Origin of the sequence: Nostoc sp., from assembly GCF_036916735.1 — a bacterium.
In the GTDB taxonomy this organism is placed as follows: domain Bacteria; phylum Cyanobacteriota; class Cyanobacteriia; order Cyanobacteriales; family Nostocaceae; genus Nostoc.
Map to the genome: position 1 here is coordinate 38,551 of NZ_JBALFV010000042.1, position 22,954 is coordinate 61,504.

Genomic DNA, 22,954 nt, shown 5'->3' on the forward strand with positions numbered 1-22,954 from the left:
TTGAGCAGATAAGAGCGTCCTAATCAAAATATTCCTTTTGTCAAATGACTGAAAACGTTGATTTTACTGTAGCTATCCCAACTTATAACGGTGAAAGTCGTTTGCCTGAACTACTAGAACGGCTAGAAAACCAACTTCACACTGAAAATTTAACTTGGGAAATTATAGTTGTAGACAACAACAGCACTGATAACACAGCTAAAGTTGTTCAAACCTATCAAAAAAATTGGCAGTGTCCTTACCCTTTAAAGTATTGCTTTGAAGCGCGGCAGGGAGCAGCTTATGCCCGAAAAAGGGCAGTAGCAGAAGCTAAAGGTAGATTCATAGGTTTTCTAGATGATGACAACTACCCAGTATCAAATTGGGTATCCGCAGCTTATGCTTTCGGTGAAAAGTATCCCAAGGCGGGAGCTTATGGCAGCCAAATTCATCCTGACTGGGAAGTAGAACCACCAGAAAACTTTCATCGAATTGCTCCATTCTTGGCAATTACAGAGCGAGGTAATTTACCCCTATTATATGAAGCACCTAAAAAAATACTACCTCCATCTGCCGGACTCGTTATCCGTAAACAAGCTTGGTTAGAAAGTGTACCAGATAAGTCTATTTTAACTGGTAGGACTAAAGGCAATATGCTGACCAGTGAAGACTTAGAAATGTTGTCTCACATCCAAAAATCAGGATGGGAAATTTGGTATAATCCAGAAATGGAAATTTCTCATAAAATACCAAAATTCCGTTTACAAAAAGATTATTTAATTCCATTTTTTCGAGGTATTGGACTTAGCCGTTATGTAACTAGAATGGTAAGTATTAAATATGCGTATAGACCATTTGCTCTTTTAACTTATATGATAAATGACCTACGTAAAATCATTTTACATTTACTCAAATATCGAACTAAGCTCAAGCAAGATTTGGTAGTTGCTTGCGAAATGGAACTTTTTTTAAGTAGTTTTGTTAGCCCTTTTTATCTTTGGAAAAATGGATATTTTAAAAAATAAGTTATTAAAATATTAGGTATTATGTATGACTGAATTAACATCTGAAAATTTAGATATTAGCGTAGCCATTCCTACATATAATGGAGCAACTCGCTTACCTAAGATTTTAAATAAACTCTTAAGCCAGACAGGAGTAGAACAACTTAGCTGGGAAATTATTATTGTAGATAACAATAGTTATGATAACACATCTGAAATCATCCATAATTATCAAAACATATCTGAGGAAAACTATAATTTAAGATATTTTTTAGAAACCGAACAGGGAGCAGCTTTTGCCCGACTGCGGGCAGTACGTGAAGCAAGAGGGCAGCTAATCGCATTTTTAGATGATGATAACTTACCTGCACCTGATTGGTTATCAGAAGCATATAAATTTGCATTAGAGCATCCTCAAGCAGGTGCTTGGAGTGGACAAATTCATGGTGATTTTGAAATAAATCCGCCAGAAAATTTTGAAAGAATTCAAGCTTTTTTAGCTATCAGAGAACATGGCTCAAATCCACATTTGTTTGATGCAGATAATTTAAGGCTTCCTCCTGGAGCAGCGCTTGTTGTCAGAAAAAAAGCATGGAATGAGAGCGTTCCTAAAGTACTAATTTTTAAGGGCAGAGTGGGAAAGTCGATGATAGGTGGTGAAGATTTGGAACCACTGTTATATTTACGCAAAGCAGGTTGGCAAATTTGGTATAACCCTACAATGCATACTTATCACCAAATACCGTCTTGGCGACTAGAAAAAGATTACTTAATAAATCTGGCTCGTGGTTGTGGTTTGTCTATTTATGAGTTACGCATAATTAATACTAAAAATTGGCAAAAACCAATAGTGTTTGTAAAAACTATTTTAGGGAATTTGCGCCGAGCATTCCAGCACCTAATTAAGTATAGAGGGCAATTGAACACTAATCTAATTGCACTCTTTGAGATGGAGTTTTACTTGGCTAGTATGATGAGTCCTTTTTACTATTTAAAATTTAATTTCGGCAAAGTGTTAAAAAATAAATTAACCCTATAAAAAAGATGAAACTTAGCAAAACTTTACCAATAATTTCTGTAATCATTCCTGCTTATAATAGTGATAAGACTATTAAACAAACAATTCAATCTGTTTTAAATCAAACTTTTACTAATTTAGAATTAATTGTAATTAATGATGGTTCACAAGACTCAACTTTAAAAATTGTTACACAAATTCAAGACTCACGAATAAAAGTATTTTCCTATGCCAATGCTGGTGGAAACGTCAGCCGTAACCGAGGGCTACACCGTGCAGTTGGAAAATTTGTTAGTTTTTTAGATGCAGACGATCTTTGGACACCTGATAAACTTCATTCTCAATTAAAGGCTCTGCAAGAAAACATTACTGCAAAAGTTGCTTATAGTTGGACTGATTATATTGACGAAAATGGTGAATTTATACTTTCAGGTAAGCGCATTAATCTAAATGGAAATGTTTATGAAAATTTGTTATTAAATAACTTTCTAGAAAATGGTTCTAATCCTTTAATTTGTAGAAAATCTTTAATTAAATTAGGTAGCTTTGATGAATCTTTAAGTGCGGCTCAGGATTGGGATATGTGGCTGCGATTAGCTTCTAAGTTTGATTTTATATGTGTACCATCTGTACAAATCTTATATCGCATAAGTGGTAATTCAGTTTCTTCCAATCTTGTCAGACAGGAAAAATCCTGCTTGCAAGTGCTTAAGAGAGCGTACAAGGAAAGATCCTTTCTACGAGATGCTCCTGCGCGTTTGACACTAAAGCATAATTGGAATATAAGCCTAGCAAATTTATACAAATACTTGACCTGTAAAGCGTTACAAAAGCCGTTTAATAAAAAAAAAGGTCTAGCTGCCGCTATATTTTTGTGGAAGTATTTTCTTTATGACCCTTCAAGACTTCAAAATATAAATTTCACCTTAAAACTTTCATTGAAAATTTTCATAATCCTTATAGTGCCTGCCTTGCTAGACAATATTACTAAGCAGCGCGAAGTAAGAAAGCAAGAAGTTGAAACATTGCTCAACGGTTGGGTAGTTGAAAAGCGATCAGAAGACACAAATGGATATCAGGGTGCAGTTACTGTCTCTAGTTAATTCAAAAAATCTCTTGAATAAGGACTCCAGTAGTGGTTTTACCTTACTAGAAACTTTAGTAGTTGTTTTATTAATTGGTATATTAGCCACGCTGGCAATACCTAACTGGCTAAGTTTTGTGCAGACTCGCCACCTCAACACTGCCCAAAATGAGGTTTATTATGCTATGCGCCAAGCCCAAAGCCAAGCTAGTAAGGAAAAATTGACTTGGCAAGCCAGTTTTCGCGAACAAAACAGTATTCTTCAATGGGCGGTTCATCCTGCTACAGTCAACCCATCTAACGCTAACTGGAATAATCTCAATTCCAATGTGCGCTTAGATGCAGAAACAACCCTATCAGAGTCAAATGGCATCAGACAAATCCAATTTGATTACAAAGGTAATGTCAGACAACCGCCACTAGGACGGATAACACTATCAAGCAAGTATGGTGGTAAAGTTAAACGCTGTGTTGTTGTTTCTACGATTTTAGGAGCAATGCGAATGGAAAAAGACCATACCGCAGCCGAAAATGGTAAGTATTGCTATTAAGATATTTTTAGTTTATTCAAAATAAGGTATTGTGTGCTGAACTTACCAGCAATCTCAAAACAGCACCTGATAATTTTCACCCCCTATCCAGAACCAGGAAGACTAAAACCAGACTAATAGCTACTTTGGGAACTGTTGGTGCTGCCAATCTTTAACGGGAAATGAGTGAACATATAATATTTCAAGTTCTAGAATTGCATGTACGTTCCTACAATATGTCTATATTACGACCGATTGAGAACTGTAATAAGGTAAATCCGTTAATTAATGAATCTTTTCTTACATCCCCGCATTATATTAGTATTTTAAAATACCAATAATTTCCTGAAGACACTGTACATAACAAATGTTACTCTGGCCTAGTTGAAAACCAAGAGGCAGATAGCCTTTACCAATATTGAATCTGCTTTGTATTTCTATACAATAGTCACGGTCATAGGCACAATATTCAAGTAGCTTGAAATATGAAAATCACTCGTATTCACCGCCAGTTCAAAAAACTATGGTCAACCGTTTTACTTCCGTGAGTACTGCCCTCACACTTAAGGTAGTTGGAATAATTTGCATTTTGTCCTTTTTCATTGACTTTTTGATTCTGTTGTTACCCTTTCAACCGACTGATCGAGTATGGCAAATTAACTTGGCAACAGCGTTAGTTGATCGGGGAATTGTGCCTCTAATCGGTTTGGGGCTGCTGTTTGCTGCTTATTGGATTGATATTGCTGATGCAGCAAGCGATCGCCCCCAAGGTATCGATTTAAGATTTCCCGCCGTGATCCTCTCAAGTATTTTAGGGTTGATGTTCTTGCTGATTTTTCCCCTGCACCTTAATAACGTCAATCAAGCTAAGACTCAAACACTTAACCGCATCGCTCAAGAAGCAGATCAGGCAGAAATTCAATTGAACAATCGGTTCTCGCAATTGCAAGCACAACTGAATACTGAGCAAGGAAAAGCTCAACTAGATCAACTGCGAACGCAAACCAAAGCTCAGTTTAGTGAAATCCTCAAAGATGATCAAAAATATAAGCAAGCGCTTGAAAGCTCTCAAATTCCCGCAAATATCAAAGAGTTGCTGAAAAAGGCTAAAACAGATCCCCAAGTACTTGATAAAGCTATTGAACAACAAACAGATATTCAGACACTGCGAACTCAACAACTTAGCCAAGTTCGCCAGCGCAGAGACGAAGCAGAAAAACAAGCTAAAGATACTGCTTGGAAGTCTGGACTACGGATTGGGATTAGCAGTTTGCTGTTGTCTATTGGTTACATTATCATAGGCTGGACAGGCTTAAAAGGTAGCGGTGCTATACAAGGTGGGAAACCTAGAGCTACCGCACGCTAATCCATTATCTGTATGGCAGTAGGAGGTTTGACGGCTGATACTGCCATACGCCTAATATCTAATAACAATAAAAAGGCAATTATCACTCAGTAAAATCGCTATAAAACTTGGGTAATGTTCTCAATTTACATATTGACATATAACGAAGAGTTAGATATTGCTGCTTCTATTGAATCGGCGATGCTATCGGATGACATCATTGTTGTGGATTCATGCAGTAGCGATCGCACTGTGGAAATCGCTAATCGTTATCCCATCCGCGTCATTCAACACGCTTTTGAAAGCCACGGTCGCCAACGCACCTGGATGTTAGAGTCTATCCCTCCGAAGCACGAATGGGTTTACATTCTCGAAGCTGACGAGCGCATGACACCAGAACTGTTCGCGGAATGCGAAAAGGCAAGTCAAAGTCCTGACTACATTGGTTACTACGTGGCTGAACGTGTGATGTTCATGAATCATTGGATTCGCTACAGTACACAGTATCCCCGTTACCAAATGCGCCTCTTTTGCCACGGTAAAGTCTGGTTTACAGACTACGGTCATACTGAACGGGAAGTTTGTCAGGGTGCAACTAGCTTTCTAAAAGAGACATATCCACATTACACTTGCAGCAAAGGCTTGAGTCGCTGGATTGACAAGCATAATCGTTATTCTACAGACGAAGCTCAAGAAACGCTATATCAACTAGAACAGGGAAAGGTCAACTGGCAAGATTTATTCTTTGGCAAATCGGAAGTCGAAAAACGTCGCGCCTTGAAAGATTTGTCTTTGCGTTTACCCGCCAGACCGTTGCTACGCTTTATATATATGTATTTTATTTTAGGCGGTTGTTTAGATGGACATGCGGGAATTGCTTGGTGTACATTGCAGGCATTCTACGAATATTTGATTTTGCTCAAAGTCTGGGAAATGAAGTATCTACCAAAACCTAATTTAGACGCAACAGCAATTCAAGCACAGGAGAGTATACAACAGTTACAGTGCACGGATTCTGAAACAACACAGCCTGATGTGGCGTAAAATTTGAATATTGCGATCACTTACGATAGACGGGTACGTGATTGCAATATTCAAAATTTCAGAAGCAGGTTAGCACATCTGTCCTACTTACAGCATGTTAATATATAAACAAAAACTTATATAATAATAAATTAATATTTTTACCAAAACATTTTCATAAAAGCGCTTTCCTGCTCAACACCAAATCGAATAATTCCTTTGTTTAACGCTCGTACTTTCACAATTATGAGCAGCTTTTGATTGAGCGCGGTAGATTAGTAATACATAAGGACTTGCAACAATCATTTACAAGTCTTACAAAGAAAAGTAACATCCTTTGAAAATAACCAGTCGGCATCGAATTGGTTAATGTCTATGTGTATGCTTGTAGGAAAATAGCTGATTTCCAGCAACAAGTAGGTGTTTTTGCGTCAGCAGCCAAGCTGTTAGCGTTTTGGACAGTTACTTGCGGTAGAAACTGCCTAAAGTTAAAGTCTTCGGAATTTGACGAATCTGCTGGTATGAATACCAATAACAAAAGTTCCTCTAGCTTAAAACAGGAGAATCGGGGCTTGGTAATCGATCGCCTAAAACAGGACTTAAAAAATGACCTGATCGCTGGTTTGTTGGTAGTAATTCCCCTAGCAACTACTATCTGGCTAACGATTACCATTGCTACTTGGGTAATCAACTTCCTCACCCAAATTCCCAAACAACTGAATCCCTTTGACGGGTTAAACCCAATTTTAGTAAATTTACTGAATTTATTAGTAGGATTGGCTGTACCACTACTAAGTATTTTACTAATGGGCTTGATGGCTCGCAATATTGCTGGCAGATGGTTGTTAGATTTTGGTGAGCGATTATTACAGGCAATTCCTTTAGCAGGACAGGTATATAAAACTCTAAAACAGCTTTTAGAAACAATATTAAAAGATTCTAATGGCAAGTTTCGCCGGGTAATTTTGGTAGAGTATCCTCGTCGAGGAATTTGGGCGATCGCCTTTGTTACTGGTGCAATCAGCACTGATATCCAAGCCCAGATGTCTCGTCCCGTGCTAAGTGTTTTTATACCCACTACCCCCAATCCGACTACCGGATGGTACGCAGTAGTTCCTGAAGATGAGGTGGTAAACCTCTCCATGTCGATTGAAGACGCCTTTAAAATAGTTGTATCAGGTGGTATTGTCGCCCCCAATACGCCCTTGGTTTTCCCCAAAGAGTCCACACTAGTGAAACACAACGAAATCAAGCAGCAGGTTATTCCTGTTGAAGAAAGTTAAATTGGGGACTGGGGACTAGGAAGTGGGTACTGGGGAAGATTAGTATGTGGATTCATAATACTCTAAGCAAGTCTTAAAAGAATTTTTTTCCTAGTACTCAGTATCCAGTACCTTCATAGCGTGATGTTGTTTGACTATGCAAAAATTGATATAATAAGAGGTTTGTCCAGTCTATTTAATCAGTTCTCGCCTAATCACCTCTGAGTTTTATGCAACCTCGTAAACCCCAGCAAATTGCTCGTGAATTGGCGCTTTTAAGCCTTAGCCAATTGCCAGTCAACCCAAAGAAATTAGAGAAATTGGAAGACGATCAACTAGTATCCAAGTTGGTGCTAGGAGCAGTACGCACTCTGACCTCAGAAGTGCAAGATACCCTCGATAATGCCGCAGGTGAACTGCAACGCAGTAATGATCGCCTCTTAAGTAGCCAAACTCGGGCCTCCGACCTGAATACTGCCAGGACAATGCTGCAAGAAGCGATCACTTGTACCCAGACAGCAATTAATCAGTTAGGTACGGCAGTTGATTTCCCAGTATTGATTCAGTTAGCTAATCAGGACAAGGGAGTTCGTAATTACGCTAAAGAGCTTGTGATTACCGTCAACGAAAATCGAAAAATTATAGATGACCTGCTCTCTACTGCCTTAGTAGATTGGCAAGTAACTCGCCTCGCCCAAATTGACCACGATATCTTACAAATTGCTGTTGCTGAAATGAAGTTCTTAGGAGTTCCAGACAGTATTGCCATCAACGAAGCTGTGGAGCTAGCCAAACGCTACAGTGGAGACGATGGTCATCGGTTTATTAACGGTGTTTTGCGCCGAGTCATTGAGCAGAAAAAGACAGCATAGCCTTTTATAATTACTTGCCAAAGTGAAGAGGATGAGGCATCTAGGGAGTCAGGCACAAGAATTAATAATTAATGCCCAATGCTTCGCTCAGTACAAGTGCCCAATGCCCCAAGTTAAATTAAACTCATAACTTATAACTTATAACTCATATAACCAATATTGCTGCAATGGTTTTTAATTGGTTCCGTCGTAAATATAACGAATCCTCTGACACTCCCTCTGATAATAAGCAGGAACAAACTCCTGTTGCACAAGAACCCCAGCCAGAGTCAGCCAAAACGTTAACACCAACTGCTAAAACGACTCCAGACACAACCACAGACTTGTTAGCGTTTGCTAAAGCTGCTTACAAAAATATTCAGCAAAAACAACAAGTCGAGGTAGTAGAAACTCCGCCTGATTCAGCAGATGCCTCAGCAATACCAGCACAACCTGAACCCTCAGAAACGGCAATTGCGGAAATTAACGAACCAGAAGCAATTGAGGAACCTATTAGTACAACTGCAGAAACAGCACAGCCAGAAGTTATTCAAGCTGCTACTAAAGAAGAAATTACAGAAGATTCCTCAGTAGTAGCAATTGCTGATCAAGATGTCTCCAGCCCAGAACTTACGGCAAGTGAAACTGAACCAACGCCCACCGAATCAGCAGCTATACCAGAAGCTACACAGCCAACAGCACTATCTTTCTTAGAACGGGCGGCGGCAGAACGGCAAGCCAAGTTAGAACAACTAATGGCCACCGCCATTGAAGTTCCAGAACCAGATGTAGTACAGCCAGTAGCTGCAACTTCAGAGACAGGAGAAGAAATTCCCGGACTGGTATTTGATGATGGGTTTGTCTGGTCGGTGAAAGTTTTAGCAGCTCAAGGTAGAAGTCCAGAAGACGTTTCTATTGAGGAAATTACCTGGCTGAAAAAGCTCCGCCAAGGGTTAGATAAAACTCGTCGTAGCATTCTTAACCAACTGAAGGCGCTCGTTGGTCAAGGACCGCTAAACCAAGCTGCTGTGACAGAAATTGAGGCATTGCTCCTGCAAGCTGATGTAGGGGTAGAAGCGACAGACTTTATTATCAATGCCCTACAAACAAAACTTCGAGAAGAAGTTACTGCACCTGAAGAAGCGATCGCTTACCTGAAAAAAATCCTCCGCGATATGCTGGATGCACCGAGCAAAGCATCCCAAAAAACTACCTTTACCCCAGAAAAAGAAACCTTGAATATTTGGTTAATTACTGGGGTGAATGGTGCAGGGAAAACCACCACCATCGGTAAAATTGCCCATCTGGGACAAAAATCTGGTTATAAATGCCTGATTGGGGCAGCAGACACTTTCCGCGCCGCCGCCGTAGAGCAGGTGAAGGTTTGGGGTAGTAGAAGTGGTGTGGAAGTAATTTCCAATCCGGGAAAGAATACAGATCCGGCAGCAGTTGTATTTGATGCGATCGCAGCTGCCCAAGCGCGTCAAACCGAATTACTTTTGGTAGATACAGCTGGGCGACTACAAAACAAGAAAAATTTAATGGATGAACTTAGCAAAATCCGGCGAATTATCGACAAAAAAGCCCCAAATGCCAAAGTAGAATCTCTTTTAGTTCTAGATGCCACTTTAGGGCAAAATGGACTACGGCAAGCTGAAGTTTTCTCTCAAGCTGCCCAATTAAGTGGCGTTGTCTTAACTAAGCTTGATGGCACCGCCAAAGGCGGCGTTGCCCTTGCCGTTGTGCAACAGCTAGGTTTGCCCATTCGCTTTATTGGTGCTGGTGAAGGAATTGAAGACCTGCGCCCCTTTTCTAGCTATGAGTTTGTCGAAGCTCTCTTGAGCGGCTAACTGAAAAATTTAGAGTTAAATATTTTTCTTGAGAACTGATAAATTTAGGGATTACTGATCTGGTATTATCACTTGAACTCATTAGAAACAGATCAATTCTTGTAAATCATAAGTTTGTCACAATAAATGGATAACTTTTGCTAAAATTTCAAGCTAATGTCTTTTTTCACACTCTGAATGGGCATTTATACACAACACACAAAACCCCAAAAGCTTCCATCTTGCAGCGATTTCAAGGGCAAGCCAGAGGCTCACCCCTACAAATATAACTATTGCAAGATGGACAGCAGTCTGTGAACGGTGAGCAGTGCGTTGGGGAGCTAACACAGAGTATAAAACTGTGGGGTGTTTGCCTTTGCAGGTCATTGGTGTTAGCTATGGCGACTTGTATTGTTAAATCGCAGGAACTGAGTTAGCGAGTTGGCAGACCTATACACTGCACGTAACTTACTTAAGAGTAGGAGTACGAGGATTATCTGTTTGCCCAATGCCGACATCATGAAAAGAGCGGCTTTTGACCATCATAACTTCGGAAAATCGTCCACAGTGGACTCAAAAAGCCAATTGGTGTAAGTAAGCTGGTTCAACACTCCCGGGTGTATTCTCAGCTTCCTAATTGCGAAACTATCTACAAATATTTTCTCTAGTAAATGTGGCTTTTTACTCAAAAAACTTCCAGTTTCCTAGTTGCCTCCGCCCAAACAATTACTCTGAAAGCGTTATGAATTATTCTTTAAATAAAGTATTTTTATGACTTTAGAGATATGCTTTGGTAATTAAGTTATGAAAAAATAAAAAACTTTCTGAAATCTCACTGAAACTAGTAATTTTTACGGATTGGTTTTTGGCTAAAAATACATGATTTGAAATTACAAATATTCCATCAGAAATACAATAAGCAAATAAAATACTGATAAAAGTTACCTCTTACGTCTTTATACTCTTGCTAAAGTGACAAGTCTTGTCTAAATATGGTTTAGCAATGCCAAAGCCAAAAGATTTATAAGTAATCTAAAATCTGCCAATATAAAGTGCAATAGTACCTGTGCCTGTGTCTCAACTGCCCTCTCAACCCATTGACAACAATAGTAGTGCTGCGACAGATGTCACACCAGTCGTAGCACTAAAAGAACTCGTGGCAAGGTTACACCGGGAACAGAACAAAATTCAAGATTTGCTTAGTTCTTTAGGATTTGCCCTAAGAAGTTTCAATAATTTGAATCAGTTTTTAGAACTGATCCCTCTGATGGCAACAAGAGTGACAGATGCAGACGGCAGCGCCCTGTTTCTCTACAAACCTAATGGTCAAGTAAGATTAGAGCAGTTACACTGGCAAGATAGTCGCCAGCGAAAAAATATTCGCAAAGCGCTAGAAATAGCCAGCAGTCAAATCACCCTTCTGCCTAATGCTGCCCCTCTAGCGAATGCCACGGGGATTTTGGATGACCAGATGCATCGCTATCTGGGACCAGATGTGCAAATTTTTGGTACGGCGATTTTAGTGAAACATACAGAGCGCGGATGGCTCTATGTCTTGAGCCGCGATCCAGAATATAGTTGGACAGAAACCAGGCAAAAGTTAGTTAGGTTAGTAGCAGACCAAACAGCTGTTGCGATCGAAAACGATGAACTAGCTGTAGAACTAAGAAAAAAAGAACGTCTAGACCAAGAACTAGAAATTGGCGCAGAAATTCAACGGCGACTTTTGCCACGTCAATGCCCGATAATTCCTGGTGCAGTCCTAGCGGCACGTTGTAAACCTGCCAATCGCGTCGGCGGAGATTATTATGACTTTATTGCTACCAATCACAATAAGATTCAGCCCAAGACTAAAGGCAGCACGGAAAATAGTCGCTGGGGTTTGGTTATTGGAGATGTCATGGGCAAAGGTGTTCCTGCTGGGCTGATTATGACAATGATGCGGGGAATGTTACGGGGAGAAGTGCTACATGGTAATTCTCCAGCCGGAATTCTACAAAATTTAAATAGAGTTATGTATGCGGATTTGGAAAATTCTCACCGCTTTGTAACGCTATTTTATTCAGAATATAATCCTCACAGCCGAATTTTGTCTTATAGCAATGCGGCACATAATCCTCCTTTGTGGTGGCACGCAGCCACGAAAACTGTCAGCCGTTTAGATACTCTAGGAATGCTAATCGGTTTGGATGCTAACAGCCAATATGAAGATGCCCAGGCACAGTTAGAGCCTGGGGATACAATTATTTACTATACAGATGGCTTGACCGATGCTGCTGCTGCTGGTGGCGATCGCTTCGATGAAGATAACTTTGTCGCTGGCTTCAATACGGCTTGTAAGTATTGCAATGGCCCAGAGGAGATTGTAGATTACCTCTTTGACCAAGTTGAGCAATTCATTGGTGCTGATAAGCAAAACACTGATGATATGACACTAGTTGTTCTGCAAATTTTATAGTTATTAGCTATTTTCGCTTGCTCAAGTCATGATTAAACCGATGGTGGCTAAAGATTCACCAGGTGATTCTACTAAATTTAATTTTTTATTTATTTTTTCTTTGAATTTCCGTGGCGATCGCCCAAATGTTCGCACATCAACCTTTTTTAGCGAATTGTTTGTATTTAGCCTTTCAGATAATACATAAAAAATGATCGTTAGAATACTTTTCTTTTCAAATAAAAACTATATATTTTGCACATCTAGCACAGTAGGAAACGCCGAGGGTAAGACTAGGTAAAATGTACAAGGTAAAAAGTAAAAGGTAAATTTACTTCTTCATTTGTGCTTTCTTTCTATCCTTGTGACGTCAGCATTTGGCCTGCTCACTCTTAGCGTTTTAATTTTTCCTTTCTCCGGCGTAGCAAGTTTACAACAGCTACGACGGAGTTTTGCTTTCTTTGTTTCTCACGCTTGGACTTGATTTTTTAAATCTCCTGGGTATTTTGTTAGTAGCTAACCTTCATTTATTGATTTGTCAACATATTTCTGAAAATATTTGATAGGAGTTCTCGTTTGCGTCAGGTATATCCGTAAGGGCACGGCACTGCCCATTGGTGTCAACGCAAGCAAAAAGTCAGCATAAGATGTAATCCAAGAACATCCAATCTGATGTTCTTAATGATACGTCATGAGTACAAAACGTCCAGCGAGAAAAGGAAACCCAGACCTGCGGCAACAAAAACATGTACCAGTGCCAGAGGAAATCGAAAAACAAATATTTTTATTGCTAAGTAAGTAAATTGGCACAATAATTGCAAACTGTGTGAAGAAAAATAAACAAGGCTTAAATCCTAATGGAATATTACGATTGTCCCAGGTTGACTAGAAAGAAAAAGGTACAGAGCAAGTAAATTTATTTATGGTTACTGAGCGTAGCCGAAGTATAGGATTCTTACTTTTGACTTTTGACTTCCCCGTTCACACAGCGTCCCGTAGGGAAGGGGTTGACTGATATTTTATTTTATTGCAAACTCTTAAGCAACAAATGTTAATCAAAGGTATTGACTACGTAATGTAAAATTAAATCGCCTTTATTTAGGCAAAATCTAGATAAAAAAATGAATCAGTATTCTGTAATAAGCAGCAATGTGGTGAAAGAGAAAGTCGGCGAGTTGGGCTTTCACAAAGTTGGGATTGTTGCTGTAAATAGGATAGATACCACAGAAGCGCAGAGGTTACAAGCATGGATCGAACTGGGTTATCACGCTGATATGGAATGGATGGCTAACCCAAAACGCCAGGATATTCACTTAGTCATGCCAGAGGCGCGATCGCTAGTGTGTGTAGCGTTAAATTACTATACGCCACATCAACGTCCAGAAGGTGAGGAATACGCCAAAATTTCTCGTTATGGCTGGGGAAGGGATTATCACAAGGTAATGCATAAAAAACTTAAGCAGCTAGCCAGATGGTTAGAATCACTTGGTGAAAGTGTATTAGCTCGTTATTATGCAGATACTGGCCCAGTGCAAGATAAAGTGTTGGCTCAACAAGCTGGAATTGGTTGGATTGCCAAAAATGGTAATGTGATTACACGAGAATATGGCTCTTGGGTATTTTTAGGAGAAGTGTTGACCAATTTGGAATTAGAGAGCGATCGCCCGCATACAGAACACTGCGGTAACTGTACTCGTTGTCTTCAAGCTTGTCCTACAGGTGCTATTACTCAGCCTTTTGTCGTAGATGCTAATCGCTGCATTGCTTATCATACGATTGAAAATCAGGCAGAGAAATTGCCAGAAACAGTAATACCCTATTTGCAAGGCTGGGTTGCTGGTTGTGATATTTGCCAAGATGTTTGTCCTTGGAATCAACGTTTTGCCAGCACAACTGATATTGAAGAGTTTCAGCCTTATCCTGCGAATATTGCTCCCCAACTGCTAGAATTAGCCCAAATCTCAGATCAGGAGTGGAATAAACGATTTCCAGCATCTGCCTTGCGGCGGATTAAGCCAGAAATGTTACGACGCAACGCCCTAGCTAATCTTGACGCATCCAGGCTAAATAATGACCCCGAAAGTAATTATTTTTGATTTTGATGGCACTATTGCTGATACAGTAGATGCCCTTGTAAGTATTGCCAATCGTCTAGCTGTAGACTTTGGTTATAGACACATAAGCCCAGAACAATTATCCCTACTTAAAAACTTAACATCTAGGGAAATTATTAAGTACTCAGGAGTTTCTCTATTTAAGATACCTTTTTTAGTTAAAAAAGTTAAAGGAGAATTAAAAAACAAAATCCCAGAATTAAAGCCAATTCCGGGCATTAAAGATGCATTAATTGAACTCCAAAATGAAGGATATAAATTGGGAATTATCACTTCTAATTCTAAAGACAATGTGACGCAATTCCTTACAATCAATGATTTAAATCACCTATTTGATTTTATCTACTCAGGAATTACGATTTTTGGTAAAACAACCATAATCAATAATGTATTAAGACAAAATCAACTCCAACCTCAAGAAGTTATTTATGTTGGAGATGAAACCAGAGATATTGAAGCATCTAAGAAAGCAAATATCCAAGTGATTGCAGTAACTTGGGGGTTTAATTCACCTGAAGTGCTAGCCAAGCAAAATCCAGATTACTTAATTGAGCGACCTAGTGAACTACTAAAAGTGATGAATGGTCGTTAATTAATAGTCAAACAATTTTAGATTTTAGATTGCCGATAGTGCAGTGTAAAGCCACTAAATTCTCAATTTTTGGCAAAAGCCGATAGTGATAATCTCAACTATTGATGATTTACCAAAACAGTAGGGTGGGCTATGTATATTAATGCCTACCCTACAAAATAGTAAATTATTAGGAAAACTTAATTTTTCCGTTCACCCTTTTCCAAAGCTTGTTCTACTAAATCATCACTAACATTAGTTATACTCTCAGTATTAGAATTCCCAACTTCCTTTGCTAACTCTGCATAATCATCAGGATTACCAGTTGGCTGTGTTTGAGCTTTTGTCTCTACTGGTTTAGATATTTTACGTTCAGGTGCAGTGGCTGCTTCGGCTGCTGCTGCACCTTTACCTGTGCGATCAACTTCACTAACGCTGAATTGTTGTGCAGTTGCATAATCAGCATCAAAATCGACTCTTGGCGCATTTTCTTCACCACTAGCTATGCTATCGGCAGCTAATTGAGCATCATGGGTGGGAGCTTCATTAACTTTGGGCTTTACTTCATCAGCCATAATTAAAATCCTTAGTTAAATTTTTTATTGCTTACTTAAAAGAGCATAACAAGGTAATTAGCTCTTTACTTGCTCCCCTGGGAGAGGCTTTACCTCTATTAAAAGATAGATTAAAGCTACAATTTGCAATTAATATAACTCTTTCTCTTGATAGTAGAAACTGATGCTCAAATTTTGGTAAGCCTTAATTTAACCTGTAAAATTTCTTTGGAAATAAATTTATGACTCCAAGTTACGATAAAACTATTTCTCAAGCCCAGAGCAATGAAACTCAAAAATTGGTGGATGGGTTCAACAATTTAGATACTGATGCAAAATTAGCATGGTTCTATTTAGTTTATAAAAAAATGGGTGATTCTATCACACCTGCTGCTCCTGCTGCTGCTGAACCTGAGTTAGCACCACTTCTGCTAGGAGACTATTTTAAGTTATCAGATGAGCAGCAATTAGATATTATGCGGGATATAGTTAACCGCAAAGATACAGAATATTCTCGTGCTTATGGGGCGATAAAAGAAAATAATCAATTGTTAGTTTGGTATGCTTGGGCAAAAGCTATGGGGGATACGGTGGTTGATTTACCAGCTAGCTATAAACCAACTAAGGCAATTAATGATTTAGTTTCCCAGATTGAAGGATTAGATTTTGACGAGCAAATTTCGGTGTTTCGGACAATAGCTGGTGAAGTGGGTTACACCGATGTTAAGCCAATTGAGACGCAAGCAGAAACTGGAAAAACGTCTAGTTTGTAATCTTAACTAGCGACTAGTACCGCAAAGCGGAAATCAAAAGTTAACGCTGAGTGGAGTCGAAGTGTCAAAAGTCAAAAGACACATACTTTAATGTTCAATACGGTTCAGTTAAAGGTAAAACCTTTTGTCAAAGTCAATTTTTAAACGTAGACGCAAAGCAGTTTAGCGCTGGCTACCCTAGAGGCGTAAAAAACACTGAGACAAGAAATGCTTAACTGAACTGTATTGCTTTAATTTTGGGTTTTTTAGCTGTTTTGAACAGTTATCAGTTATAATAATCATATTTGATTTCTGAAAACTTTTAGTAATCTTCTAGAAGCGTATCAAGACTAACACCATTTCCCGAAAATATGATACGAATATAGGTTGTGTTAAGGGACGAAACCCAACACTTCAAAGTCCTGTAATTGTTGGGTTTCACTCCGTTCAACCAACCTATGCATCTGTTTCATTTTTTTCTAGAATTGATATGTTTGACAGCCTCACTCTAAGACTTTGCAGAAGTAAACGCTCCTAACTACTAATATAGGGTGAGCAATCCCCACCCTACTGCTGTCGATTAGTTTGTGTGAGACTATAACGGACGGTAAACGCGATAGTTAATTTTGGGAAAAATATTATCCATTAACTCGACTTTTTCCAGCCAACCACTGTCAACTTTGCTGACTTTAACATCTTCGTAAAGCTTATTAAATCGCATCAGGTGCGATCGCGTCCGTTTAACTGCATAAGGTACCATTGTTCCGGTCCGCATAATAAATGCCCAGTCTGAAGATTGTGCTAATAACAATTCTCTCGCAGCTTGGTTGAGCGCTTTCCACTGCAATTCATCCTCTGGTTCCAAACGCGATATTTCAATCATCCGTTCAGTGGCTTTGTGCAAATGTGGGTAAATCCACGCATTTGTTTCGTTCAACCAATACTCGTGGAAACCTTTGAAACCCCAACTCGACTGCGAAGGACGACAGACTTGCTGCGTTGGCTGTTCCCGCAAATAGTCTGCCAAATGGGTCATTTGATATGTTCCTTGGTCATACCACGACTTGCGGAATAAGTAATCAATGAACCAAGGACCTTCATACCACCAATGTCCAAATAACTCTGCGTCATAAGGCGAAACTATGACTGGCGGACGCTGCATTATACTATATAGATGCTCAGATTGCCGCTCTCGGTTATACATAAAGTTAGCAGCGTGTTCTGCAGCCTTTTCCTTAGCCCAATAGGGATCGTAAAGTGCCTTATCTGAAAGCCCTAAGCCACGCCCCGTAATTTTGTGATACTTAATACCTGTATTTTTCCTCTGACCATTGGGCATGATGTATGGTTTGATGTACTCATACTCTGCTTCCCAGCCCAAATCTTTGTAAAATTCTCGATATTCCGCCGCCCCAGGATAGCCTACCTCAGAAGACCATACCTGTTGAGAAGATTCATGATCTCTACCAAAGGCAGCAACACCAGTTTCTGTATAAATTGGGGCATAAGTGCCAAAGCGCGGACGCGGTCGGGCATAAAGGATACCATGCCCATCAGTGAGAAAGTAGCGTAAGCCAGCATCTGCTAGCATCCGCTCTACACCTTCATAGTAGGCGCATTCAGGCAACCAAATGCCTCTGGGTGCTTTTCCAAAGGTTTGTTGGTAATGTTCGCAAGCTACCTGAATTTGCGCCCATACCGCCTCTGGATACATTTTCATCAACGGCAAATAGCCGTGAGTAGCCCCGCAAGTGATGATTTCCAGGTTGTTACTGTCTTGGAACTGCTTAAAAGCTGTCACCAAGTCACCTTGATTGCGTTCCCATATTTGACGCGCTTCGTTAAACTCAGTAGCGTAATGTTCGGCTAAATAACGAAGATGTCCGTTATTGACATTATGTTCTGCTTCTAGTTCTATAAGTTTTTCTAGTTGGGTCAAGTGTGCGTCATAGCGTTCTTGCAGCAGAGGATCACGAAGCATTGACACTAGAGGTGGTGTCATACTCATCGTGATTTTAAAGTCGATACCGTCTCGCTTTAAGCCTTCAAATACTTTCAATAAGGGGATGTAAGTTTCTGTAATGGCTTCATAGAGCCATTCTTCCTCCAGCACGTAGTCACTTTCTGGGTGACGAACGAAGGGCAGATGTGCGTGGAGTACAAGCGCGACGTAGCCAATAGCCATAGTGATTTTAGGGTAATACTTGTAAGTTGAAGGTCGAGAGGTTTGGCAGAAATTAACAATATTTTAAGACTTTATGGGTATAGTCAAGATACGAGTGTCAACTTTTCACATATTTAACTAGCGCTAGTGCATCCTTAGTTTTGGCTGAACCACCCCTAACTCGTCGAGAGCTTTTCCCTTTTATCTCTATGTTGATCAAGTTCATTTCATGATGTGTATGATTACCCTTACTATTTTTTAATCGGCGATCACCAGAATTATCCAAAAAAACGCTGAACTCGAACGCCGAAACTTGGTAACAGTGATGATGTGATTTTGTCATCAACCAGTAAAGTTGCGATCAGTTTTAGAGGTTGTCTAACAGACTTTATCAGGTATTGTTTGGTTCATAGCACAATTTTTCCATGCCTTTTTCAGAATATTTGCTCAGGATCAATACCTACGGCTCGTAATCGTTCTGTCAATATTGCAGACCGTTTACGTTCCTGTTCTAGCTCTTGGTTTGTTTGCTGTAATTGTTGGTTTGTTTGCTGTAATTGTTGGTTTGTTTGCTGTAATTGTTGGTTTGTTTGCTGTAATTGTTGGTTTGATTCTTCCTCTGGCAACATCACCAGCTGCTTGTCTGGTGCAAAAAAGCGTAATTTGCCTAAATATACTGCCAAATATAGCCCTAATTGCTGACTCCATAACCAACCCGACTCAGTGGGTACAAGTTCTTGGTATTGCCCATCAACTATGTGAAATCCCTGTAGTTCTAAGTTATTTGGGTCAAACCAAAAGTAATCAGGAGTGCGAAATGTATTCTGGTATATTTGTTTTTTCAAACCTTTATCAACCGAGGCAGTGGAATTAGATAATAGCTCAATAATTACATTGGGGTATTTGCCATCTTCTTGCCACACAACCCAGCTTTTGCGGTCTTTTTTTTCTGTATCTAAAACCACAAAGAAATCAGGGCCTCGAAATTCTTCTGATTTTTTCTGGTTAGGACTGAAATAGATAGTTAGGTTGCCGCTAGCATAAAAATCCTGACGATCGCGCCACCACCATTTAATTAAGCGGATGAGTAAATCAATTTGTTCGCGGTGTAAATCAGATTCCAATGGGGGTTCGTCACTATAGATGTCGCCTGGTGGGAAAATTATACTTTTCTTGACAACTTTTACACTAGTGGTGGCAGCAAGGGGCTGAGACATACAAGATAGGTTTTCTATTTGTATCCATACTATCGTGACCAACCTTTACATAGAAGTGCGACACCAAATAGCCTGCCCGTCGTAGACATCGCACTCCCTATTCCTCATCCTGATATAATTCCTGCAAGTCCTGTAACTGAGTCTTACGGGAAATTCGGCGATATTTTTTACTTTCTAGCTTGGGTTCGTATTGACTCTGCCCTTTGCTTTTGCTTTTTAACTTCATCGTAGATTCAGGATCGGCTTGTTGGTGCAGCTGAGTTTGACGAGCGATCGCAGCATCCAAAAATTCTAAATAATGTTCATATCGTTCCCAGTCTCCTCGCACCGCACACTCAGGCTCGTCTCGATGCAAACAATCATTAAACCGACAGCTAGCAACTGCTAACCGCTTTCTTGCTTCTGGAAAATAATCGATTAATTCTTCTGGGTTACAATCCATATCCGGCTGATTAAAGCCAGGAGTGTCAGCAAGCATTCCACCGCTAGGCAACTCAAATAATTCTATATGGCGAGTGGTATGACGACCACGAGCCAGTTTGCCAGAAACTTCTCCCACTCGCAGTTCAAGAGAATCAATCAGCGAATTAATCAGGCTGGATTTACCCACGCCGGAAGGCCCAGCAATTACAGTAATTTTATTGCTCAAATATCTGGCTGCTTGGTCAGTATTTATACCATCTTTGACGCTGATAAATATTGGTTCATACCCCCAACTAAGGAGATGATCGCTAATTTGCTGCTGTTCCTGCTGTGAAATTAAATCACTTTTATTCAAACATAAAAGCACATCCAAACCATTAGACTCAGCCTTAATCAGAAACCGACTCAGTTGATAAGGTTCCAAAGGTGGATCGGCAACGGCAAATACCAATAGGATTTGGTTGACATTGGCGATCGCCGGACGATCTAATTCGCTTTGGCGAGGTAAAACATCAGCGATCGCACCCCGTCCCCCAGCCCAATCTGGTTCTTCTATGACAACGCGATCGCCTACCATCACCTGTTGCCCGATTTTTTTCAGGCGTGTTCGGCGAGTACAGAGGAGGAGAGGGGGATGGGGAAGATGAGAAGGATCTTGCTCCCTGATCTCCCTGATCTCCCCATCCTCTTGATCCAGCTGTACTCGGTAAAAATTAGCCTGCACGGCTAGCACCGTACCCAATAACTGCCCAGTCGCGGCAAAATTTTCCCCTGTCATTGGCCAGCAACTGGACGGCGTACTAACAGAGAAAAATAATTACTACAGTCTGTAATTTGTTCCACCTGATAACCTGCCATTGTCAGACTATCGGGAACCTGCTCAATCGGCTCACCAGGGTCTAGCCAGACTTCTAGCAAACCTCCCAATGGCATTTTCTCCAGACGTAGTTTTGTCCGCACAAAATTAATTGGGCAAGGAGTGCCGCGTAAATCAAGTTGAGCATCAGGAGTTAAAAGAGAAGAGGGCTTCATTACTTAAATAAATTTCCCAAGAATCCTTCTAGACCGCCTTTTCCAGTGCGATCTCCCTTAATTTTAGCCAGCTTCTCCAATAATTCCCTCTCCTCTGGGGTCACTTTATTGGGAATATCAATTAATACGTTCAGCATGTGATCCCCACGACTAACGGGATTACCCAAACGGGGTACGCCGCGATTTTCTAATTTCATTACCGTATTGGGCTGGGTTCCAGCTGGAATGATCAGTTCTACAGGCCCATCTACCGTATCTACCTCTAACCGACAACCCAAAATCGCTTGCAGGTAGCTAACTTTGATTTCTGAGAGAATATTAATGCCATCCCGTTGGAATTCCTCGTCCTCATTCACAAACAAGTAAACGTATAAATCCCCAGGAGGGCCACTGCGTTGACCAGCATCCCCTTCACTAGAAATTCGCAAGCGTGTGCCATTATCCACCCCTGCCGGAATGGTAATTTTGAGTTTCTTTGTGACTTGATTTGCGCCTTTACCATCACACGCATCACACTTATCTTCAATTACCATCCCTGTCCCATTACAGGTGGGACAAGTTGAGACTTGGGTAAAACTGCCAAAAGGTGTTCTAGTGACACGGCGGACTTGACCCGATCCGGTACAAGTAGAACAAGTCCGAGGGCGGGTTCCAGGTTTAGCACCAGAACCGCTACAGACTTCACAATTTTCTAGATGGGAAATGCGAATTTCTTTTTCCCCGCCAAATACCGCGTCCCGAAAGTCTAACTTCAGGTCTAGCCGCAGGTCATCACCCCTGGCAGGCCCACTGCGCCGTCTTTGTTGCGTGGGATTACCCATACCGCCAGCAAAGCCACTAAAAATGCTTTCAAAGATATCGGCAAAACCACCCATATCGCCAACATCTTGGAAGCCTGAGCCAGCAGCACCTGACACTCCCTCTGGGCCAAAGCGATCATAACGAGCGCGGGTTTCTGGCTCTGAGAGTACCTCATAAGCGCGGTTAATCTCTTTAAAGCGATCCTCCGCCCCCGGTTCTTTGTTCACGTCTGGGTGATACTTGCGGGCTAAACGGCGATAAGCTTGTTTGATTTCTTCTTTGTCGGTGTCACGAGAGACACCCAGGATTTCATAATAGTCGCGGGCCATATAGCAAAGGTAAAAGTTAGAAGGAAGAAAGCAGAAGGCAGTAGAACGTCACGGTCACTTGCTACCCTACAGAAAAGTGTTTTGTCTACAGATATGCAAGAGCAACACAGGATCTTTTAGAGAGCGGCTTGCCGGAGGTGAGGCAGAAGATAAAATTAATTTTTGTTAATAACTGATTTTACCCTTTACCTTTTACAAAAATCACCGACAAATCTTGAGCAACAGGTGCTTTCCTCGTGGGAGACGACAAAAGCGATAGAAGTTAGCAGCAGGGGAAGCCTATGCTCAGACTTTTCACTGCCGAGTCGGCTGTCTCTTTTACAATTGTGCTACGTAGGAGAGGAAAACCCCGCCCATCAACCAGAGGGGCTAGCCACACCATTAGGTGTGGAAAACCACCCTTATACAATGGAAGTGCATCTGAACTGGCACACTGCCTAGCCCACAGTAATTTGCTTCTACAATCTAGCAAACTGCTGGGGTCTTGTGAAACTTCGCTAAATTTATAATCTAAATATATAGATATATTAAAGTGCCTTAATAAAAATCTGCAACTTAAGGGATTGGGGACACAACGACTGCGCTCAGTGCATCGCTGGGGACTGGGGACTGGGCACGGGGTCTGAAGAGTTACA

The 22,954-nt window shown here is 40.6% G+C and carries 21 protein-coding genes and 1 pseudogene; 16 read left to right on the forward strand and 6 right to left on the reverse strand.

Going from position 1 to position 22,954, the window contains the following annotated elements; genetic code table 11:
* Positions 1 to 44 precede the first annotated feature (44 nt).
* The 14 genes and pseudogenes from hpsE (V7L20_RS10805) to V7L20_RS10865 all read left to right on the forward strand — a co-directional run bounded on the left by hpsE (V7L20_RS10805) (position 45) and on the right by V7L20_RS10865 (position 15,068).
* Positions 45 to 1,004 (forward strand): hormogonium polysaccharide biosynthesis glycosyltransferase HpsE, encoded by a 960-nt coding sequence (gene hpsE / locus V7L20_RS10805; protein ID WP_334744072.1) that lies wholly within the window; start codon positions 45 to 47, stop codon positions 1,002 to 1,004.
* 25 nt (positions 1,005 to 1,029) lie between these two features.
* On the forward strand, positions 1,030 to 2,022 hold the full coding sequence (hpsE, locus tag V7L20_RS10810) for a hormogonium polysaccharide biosynthesis glycosyltransferase HpsE (RefSeq protein ID WP_334744073.1): 993 nt from the start codon (positions 1,030 to 1,032) through the stop codon (positions 2,020 to 2,022).
* 5 nt (positions 2,023 to 2,027) lie between these two features.
* Entirely contained in the window at positions 2,028 to 3,104 is a 1,077-nt protein-coding gene (locus V7L20_RS10815) for a glycosyltransferase (protein ID WP_334744074.1), read from the forward strand.
* Positions 3,070 to 3,636, forward strand: a complete 567-nt coding sequence (locus V7L20_RS10820) for a pilus assembly FimT family protein (RefSeq protein ID WP_334744075.1) — start codon at positions 3,070 to 3,072, stop codon at positions 3,634 to 3,636. The genes V7L20_RS10815 and V7L20_RS10820 overlap by 35 nt, the downstream gene beginning before the upstream one ends.
* A gap of 33 nt (positions 3,637 to 3,669) precedes the next feature.
* A pseudogene (locus V7L20_RS32590) lies at positions 3,670 to 3,788 on the forward strand (TIGR04282 family arsenosugar biosynthesis glycosyltransferase); the annotation flags it as partial.
* Positions 3,789 to 4,138: 350 nt separating this feature from the next.
* Positions 4,139 to 4,981 (forward strand): hormogonium polysaccharide biosynthesis protein HpsJ, encoded by an 843-nt coding sequence (gene hpsJ-B / locus V7L20_RS10825; protein WP_334744076.1) that lies wholly within the window; start codon positions 4,139 to 4,141, stop codon positions 4,979 to 4,981.
* Positions 4,982 to 5,095: 114 nt separating this feature from the next.
* On the forward strand, positions 5,096 to 6,004 hold the full coding sequence (locus V7L20_RS10830; protein ID WP_334744077.1) for a glycosyltransferase family 2 protein: 909 nt from the start codon (positions 5,096 to 5,098) through the stop codon (positions 6,002 to 6,004).
* A gap of 500 nt (positions 6,005 to 6,504) precedes the next feature.
* Positions 6,505 to 7,266, forward strand: a complete 762-nt coding sequence (locus V7L20_RS10835; RefSeq protein ID WP_334744126.1) for a DUF502 domain-containing protein — start codon at positions 6,505 to 6,507, stop codon at positions 7,264 to 7,266.
* A gap of 209 nt (positions 7,267 to 7,475) precedes the next feature.
* Positions 7,476 to 8,117: a transcription antitermination factor NusB gene (gene nusB, locus V7L20_RS10840; protein ID WP_334744078.1), complete on the forward strand. Its 642-nt coding sequence runs from the start codon at positions 7,476 to 7,478 to the stop codon at positions 8,115 to 8,117.
* A gap of 167 nt (positions 8,118 to 8,284) precedes the next feature.
* Positions 8,285 to 9,946 (forward strand): signal recognition particle-docking protein FtsY, encoded by a 1,662-nt coding sequence (gene ftsY / locus V7L20_RS10845; RefSeq protein ID WP_334744079.1) that lies wholly within the window; start codon positions 8,285 to 8,287, stop codon positions 9,944 to 9,946.
* A 1,045-nt stretch (positions 9,947 to 10,991) separates the two neighbouring features.
* Positions 10,992 to 12,383 carry a PP2C family protein-serine/threonine phosphatase gene (locus tag V7L20_RS10850; protein WP_334744080.1) on the forward strand — a complete coding sequence of 464 codons (1,392 nt, stop codon included), beginning with the start codon at positions 10,992 to 10,994 and terminating at the stop codon, positions 12,381 to 12,383.
* A 28-nt stretch (positions 12,384 to 12,411) separates the two neighbouring features.
* Positions 12,412 to 12,570, forward strand: a complete 159-nt coding sequence (locus tag V7L20_RS10855) for a hypothetical protein (protein ID WP_334744081.1) — start codon at positions 12,412 to 12,414, stop codon at positions 12,568 to 12,570.
* A 913-nt stretch (positions 12,571 to 13,483) separates the two neighbouring features.
* Positions 13,484 to 14,458: a tRNA epoxyqueuosine(34) reductase QueG gene (gene queG, locus V7L20_RS10860; protein ID WP_334744082.1), complete on the forward strand. Its 975-nt coding sequence runs from the start codon at positions 13,484 to 13,486 to the stop codon at positions 14,456 to 14,458.
* A complete protein-coding gene (locus tag V7L20_RS10865; protein ID WP_334744083.1) occupies positions 14,433 to 15,068 on the forward strand; it encodes an HAD-IA family hydrolase in 636 nt (211 codons plus the stop codon). Before queG ends, V7L20_RS10865 begins: the two co-directional genes overlap by 26 nt.
* Positions 15,069 to 15,247: 179 nt before the next feature.
* On the opposite strand, the gene V7L20_RS10870 is transcribed toward V7L20_RS10865, so the two are convergent.
* A complete protein-coding gene (locus V7L20_RS10870; RefSeq protein ID WP_334744084.1) occupies positions 15,248 to 15,622 on the reverse strand; it encodes a hypothetical protein in 375 nt (124 codons plus the stop codon).
* A gap of 221 nt (positions 15,623 to 15,843) precedes the next feature.
* Between V7L20_RS10870 and V7L20_RS10875 the strand changes: the two genes are divergently transcribed.
* Positions 15,844 to 16,374, forward strand: coding sequence for an orange carotenoid protein N-terminal domain-containing protein (locus tag V7L20_RS10875; protein ID WP_334744085.1), 531 nt, complete (start codon positions 15,844 to 15,846; stop codon positions 16,372 to 16,374).
* 574 nt (positions 16,375 to 16,948) lie between these two features.
* Here V7L20_RS10875 and V7L20_RS10880 read toward each other — a convergent pair.
* From V7L20_RS10880 to dnaJ, 5 genes are all read right to left on the reverse strand, one after another.
* Positions 16,949 to 18,538 (reverse strand): glycoside hydrolase family 57 protein, encoded by a 1,590-nt coding sequence (locus tag V7L20_RS10880; RefSeq protein WP_334744086.1) that lies wholly within the window; start codon positions 18,536 to 18,538, stop codon positions 16,949 to 16,951.
* A gap of 413 nt (positions 18,539 to 18,951) precedes the next feature.
* The gene (locus tag V7L20_RS10885; RefSeq protein WP_334744087.1) at positions 18,952 to 19,734 is read right to left on the reverse strand and encodes a Uma2 family endonuclease; all 783 of its coding nucleotides are present in this window, start codon (positions 19,732 to 19,734) and stop codon (positions 18,952 to 18,954) included.
* 97 nt (positions 19,735 to 19,831) lie between these two features.
* Entirely contained in the window at positions 19,832 to 20,935 is a 1,104-nt protein-coding gene (gene rsgA / locus V7L20_RS10890) for a small ribosomal subunit biogenesis GTPase RsgA (protein ID WP_334744088.1), read from the reverse strand.
* The gene (locus V7L20_RS10895) at positions 20,932 to 21,189 is read right to left on the reverse strand and encodes a sulfurtransferase TusA family protein (protein WP_334744089.1); all 258 of its coding nucleotides are present in this window, start codon (positions 21,187 to 21,189) and stop codon (positions 20,932 to 20,934) included. Before V7L20_RS10895 ends, rsgA begins: the two co-directional genes overlap by 4 nt.
* On the reverse strand, positions 21,189 to 22,319 hold the full coding sequence (dnaJ, locus tag V7L20_RS10900) for a molecular chaperone DnaJ (RefSeq protein ID WP_334744090.1): 1,131 nt from the start codon (positions 22,317 to 22,319) through the stop codon (positions 21,189 to 21,191). Before dnaJ ends, V7L20_RS10895 begins: the two co-directional genes overlap by 1 nt.
* Before the next feature lie 162 nt (positions 22,320 to 22,481).
* Here dnaJ and V7L20_RS10905 point away from each other — a divergent pair, with 162 nt between their 5' ends.
* Positions 22,482 to 22,760, forward strand: coding sequence for a hypothetical protein (locus tag V7L20_RS10905; RefSeq protein WP_334744091.1), 279 nt, complete (start codon positions 22,482 to 22,484; stop codon positions 22,758 to 22,760).
* Positions 22,761 to 22,954: the final 194 nt, after the last annotated feature.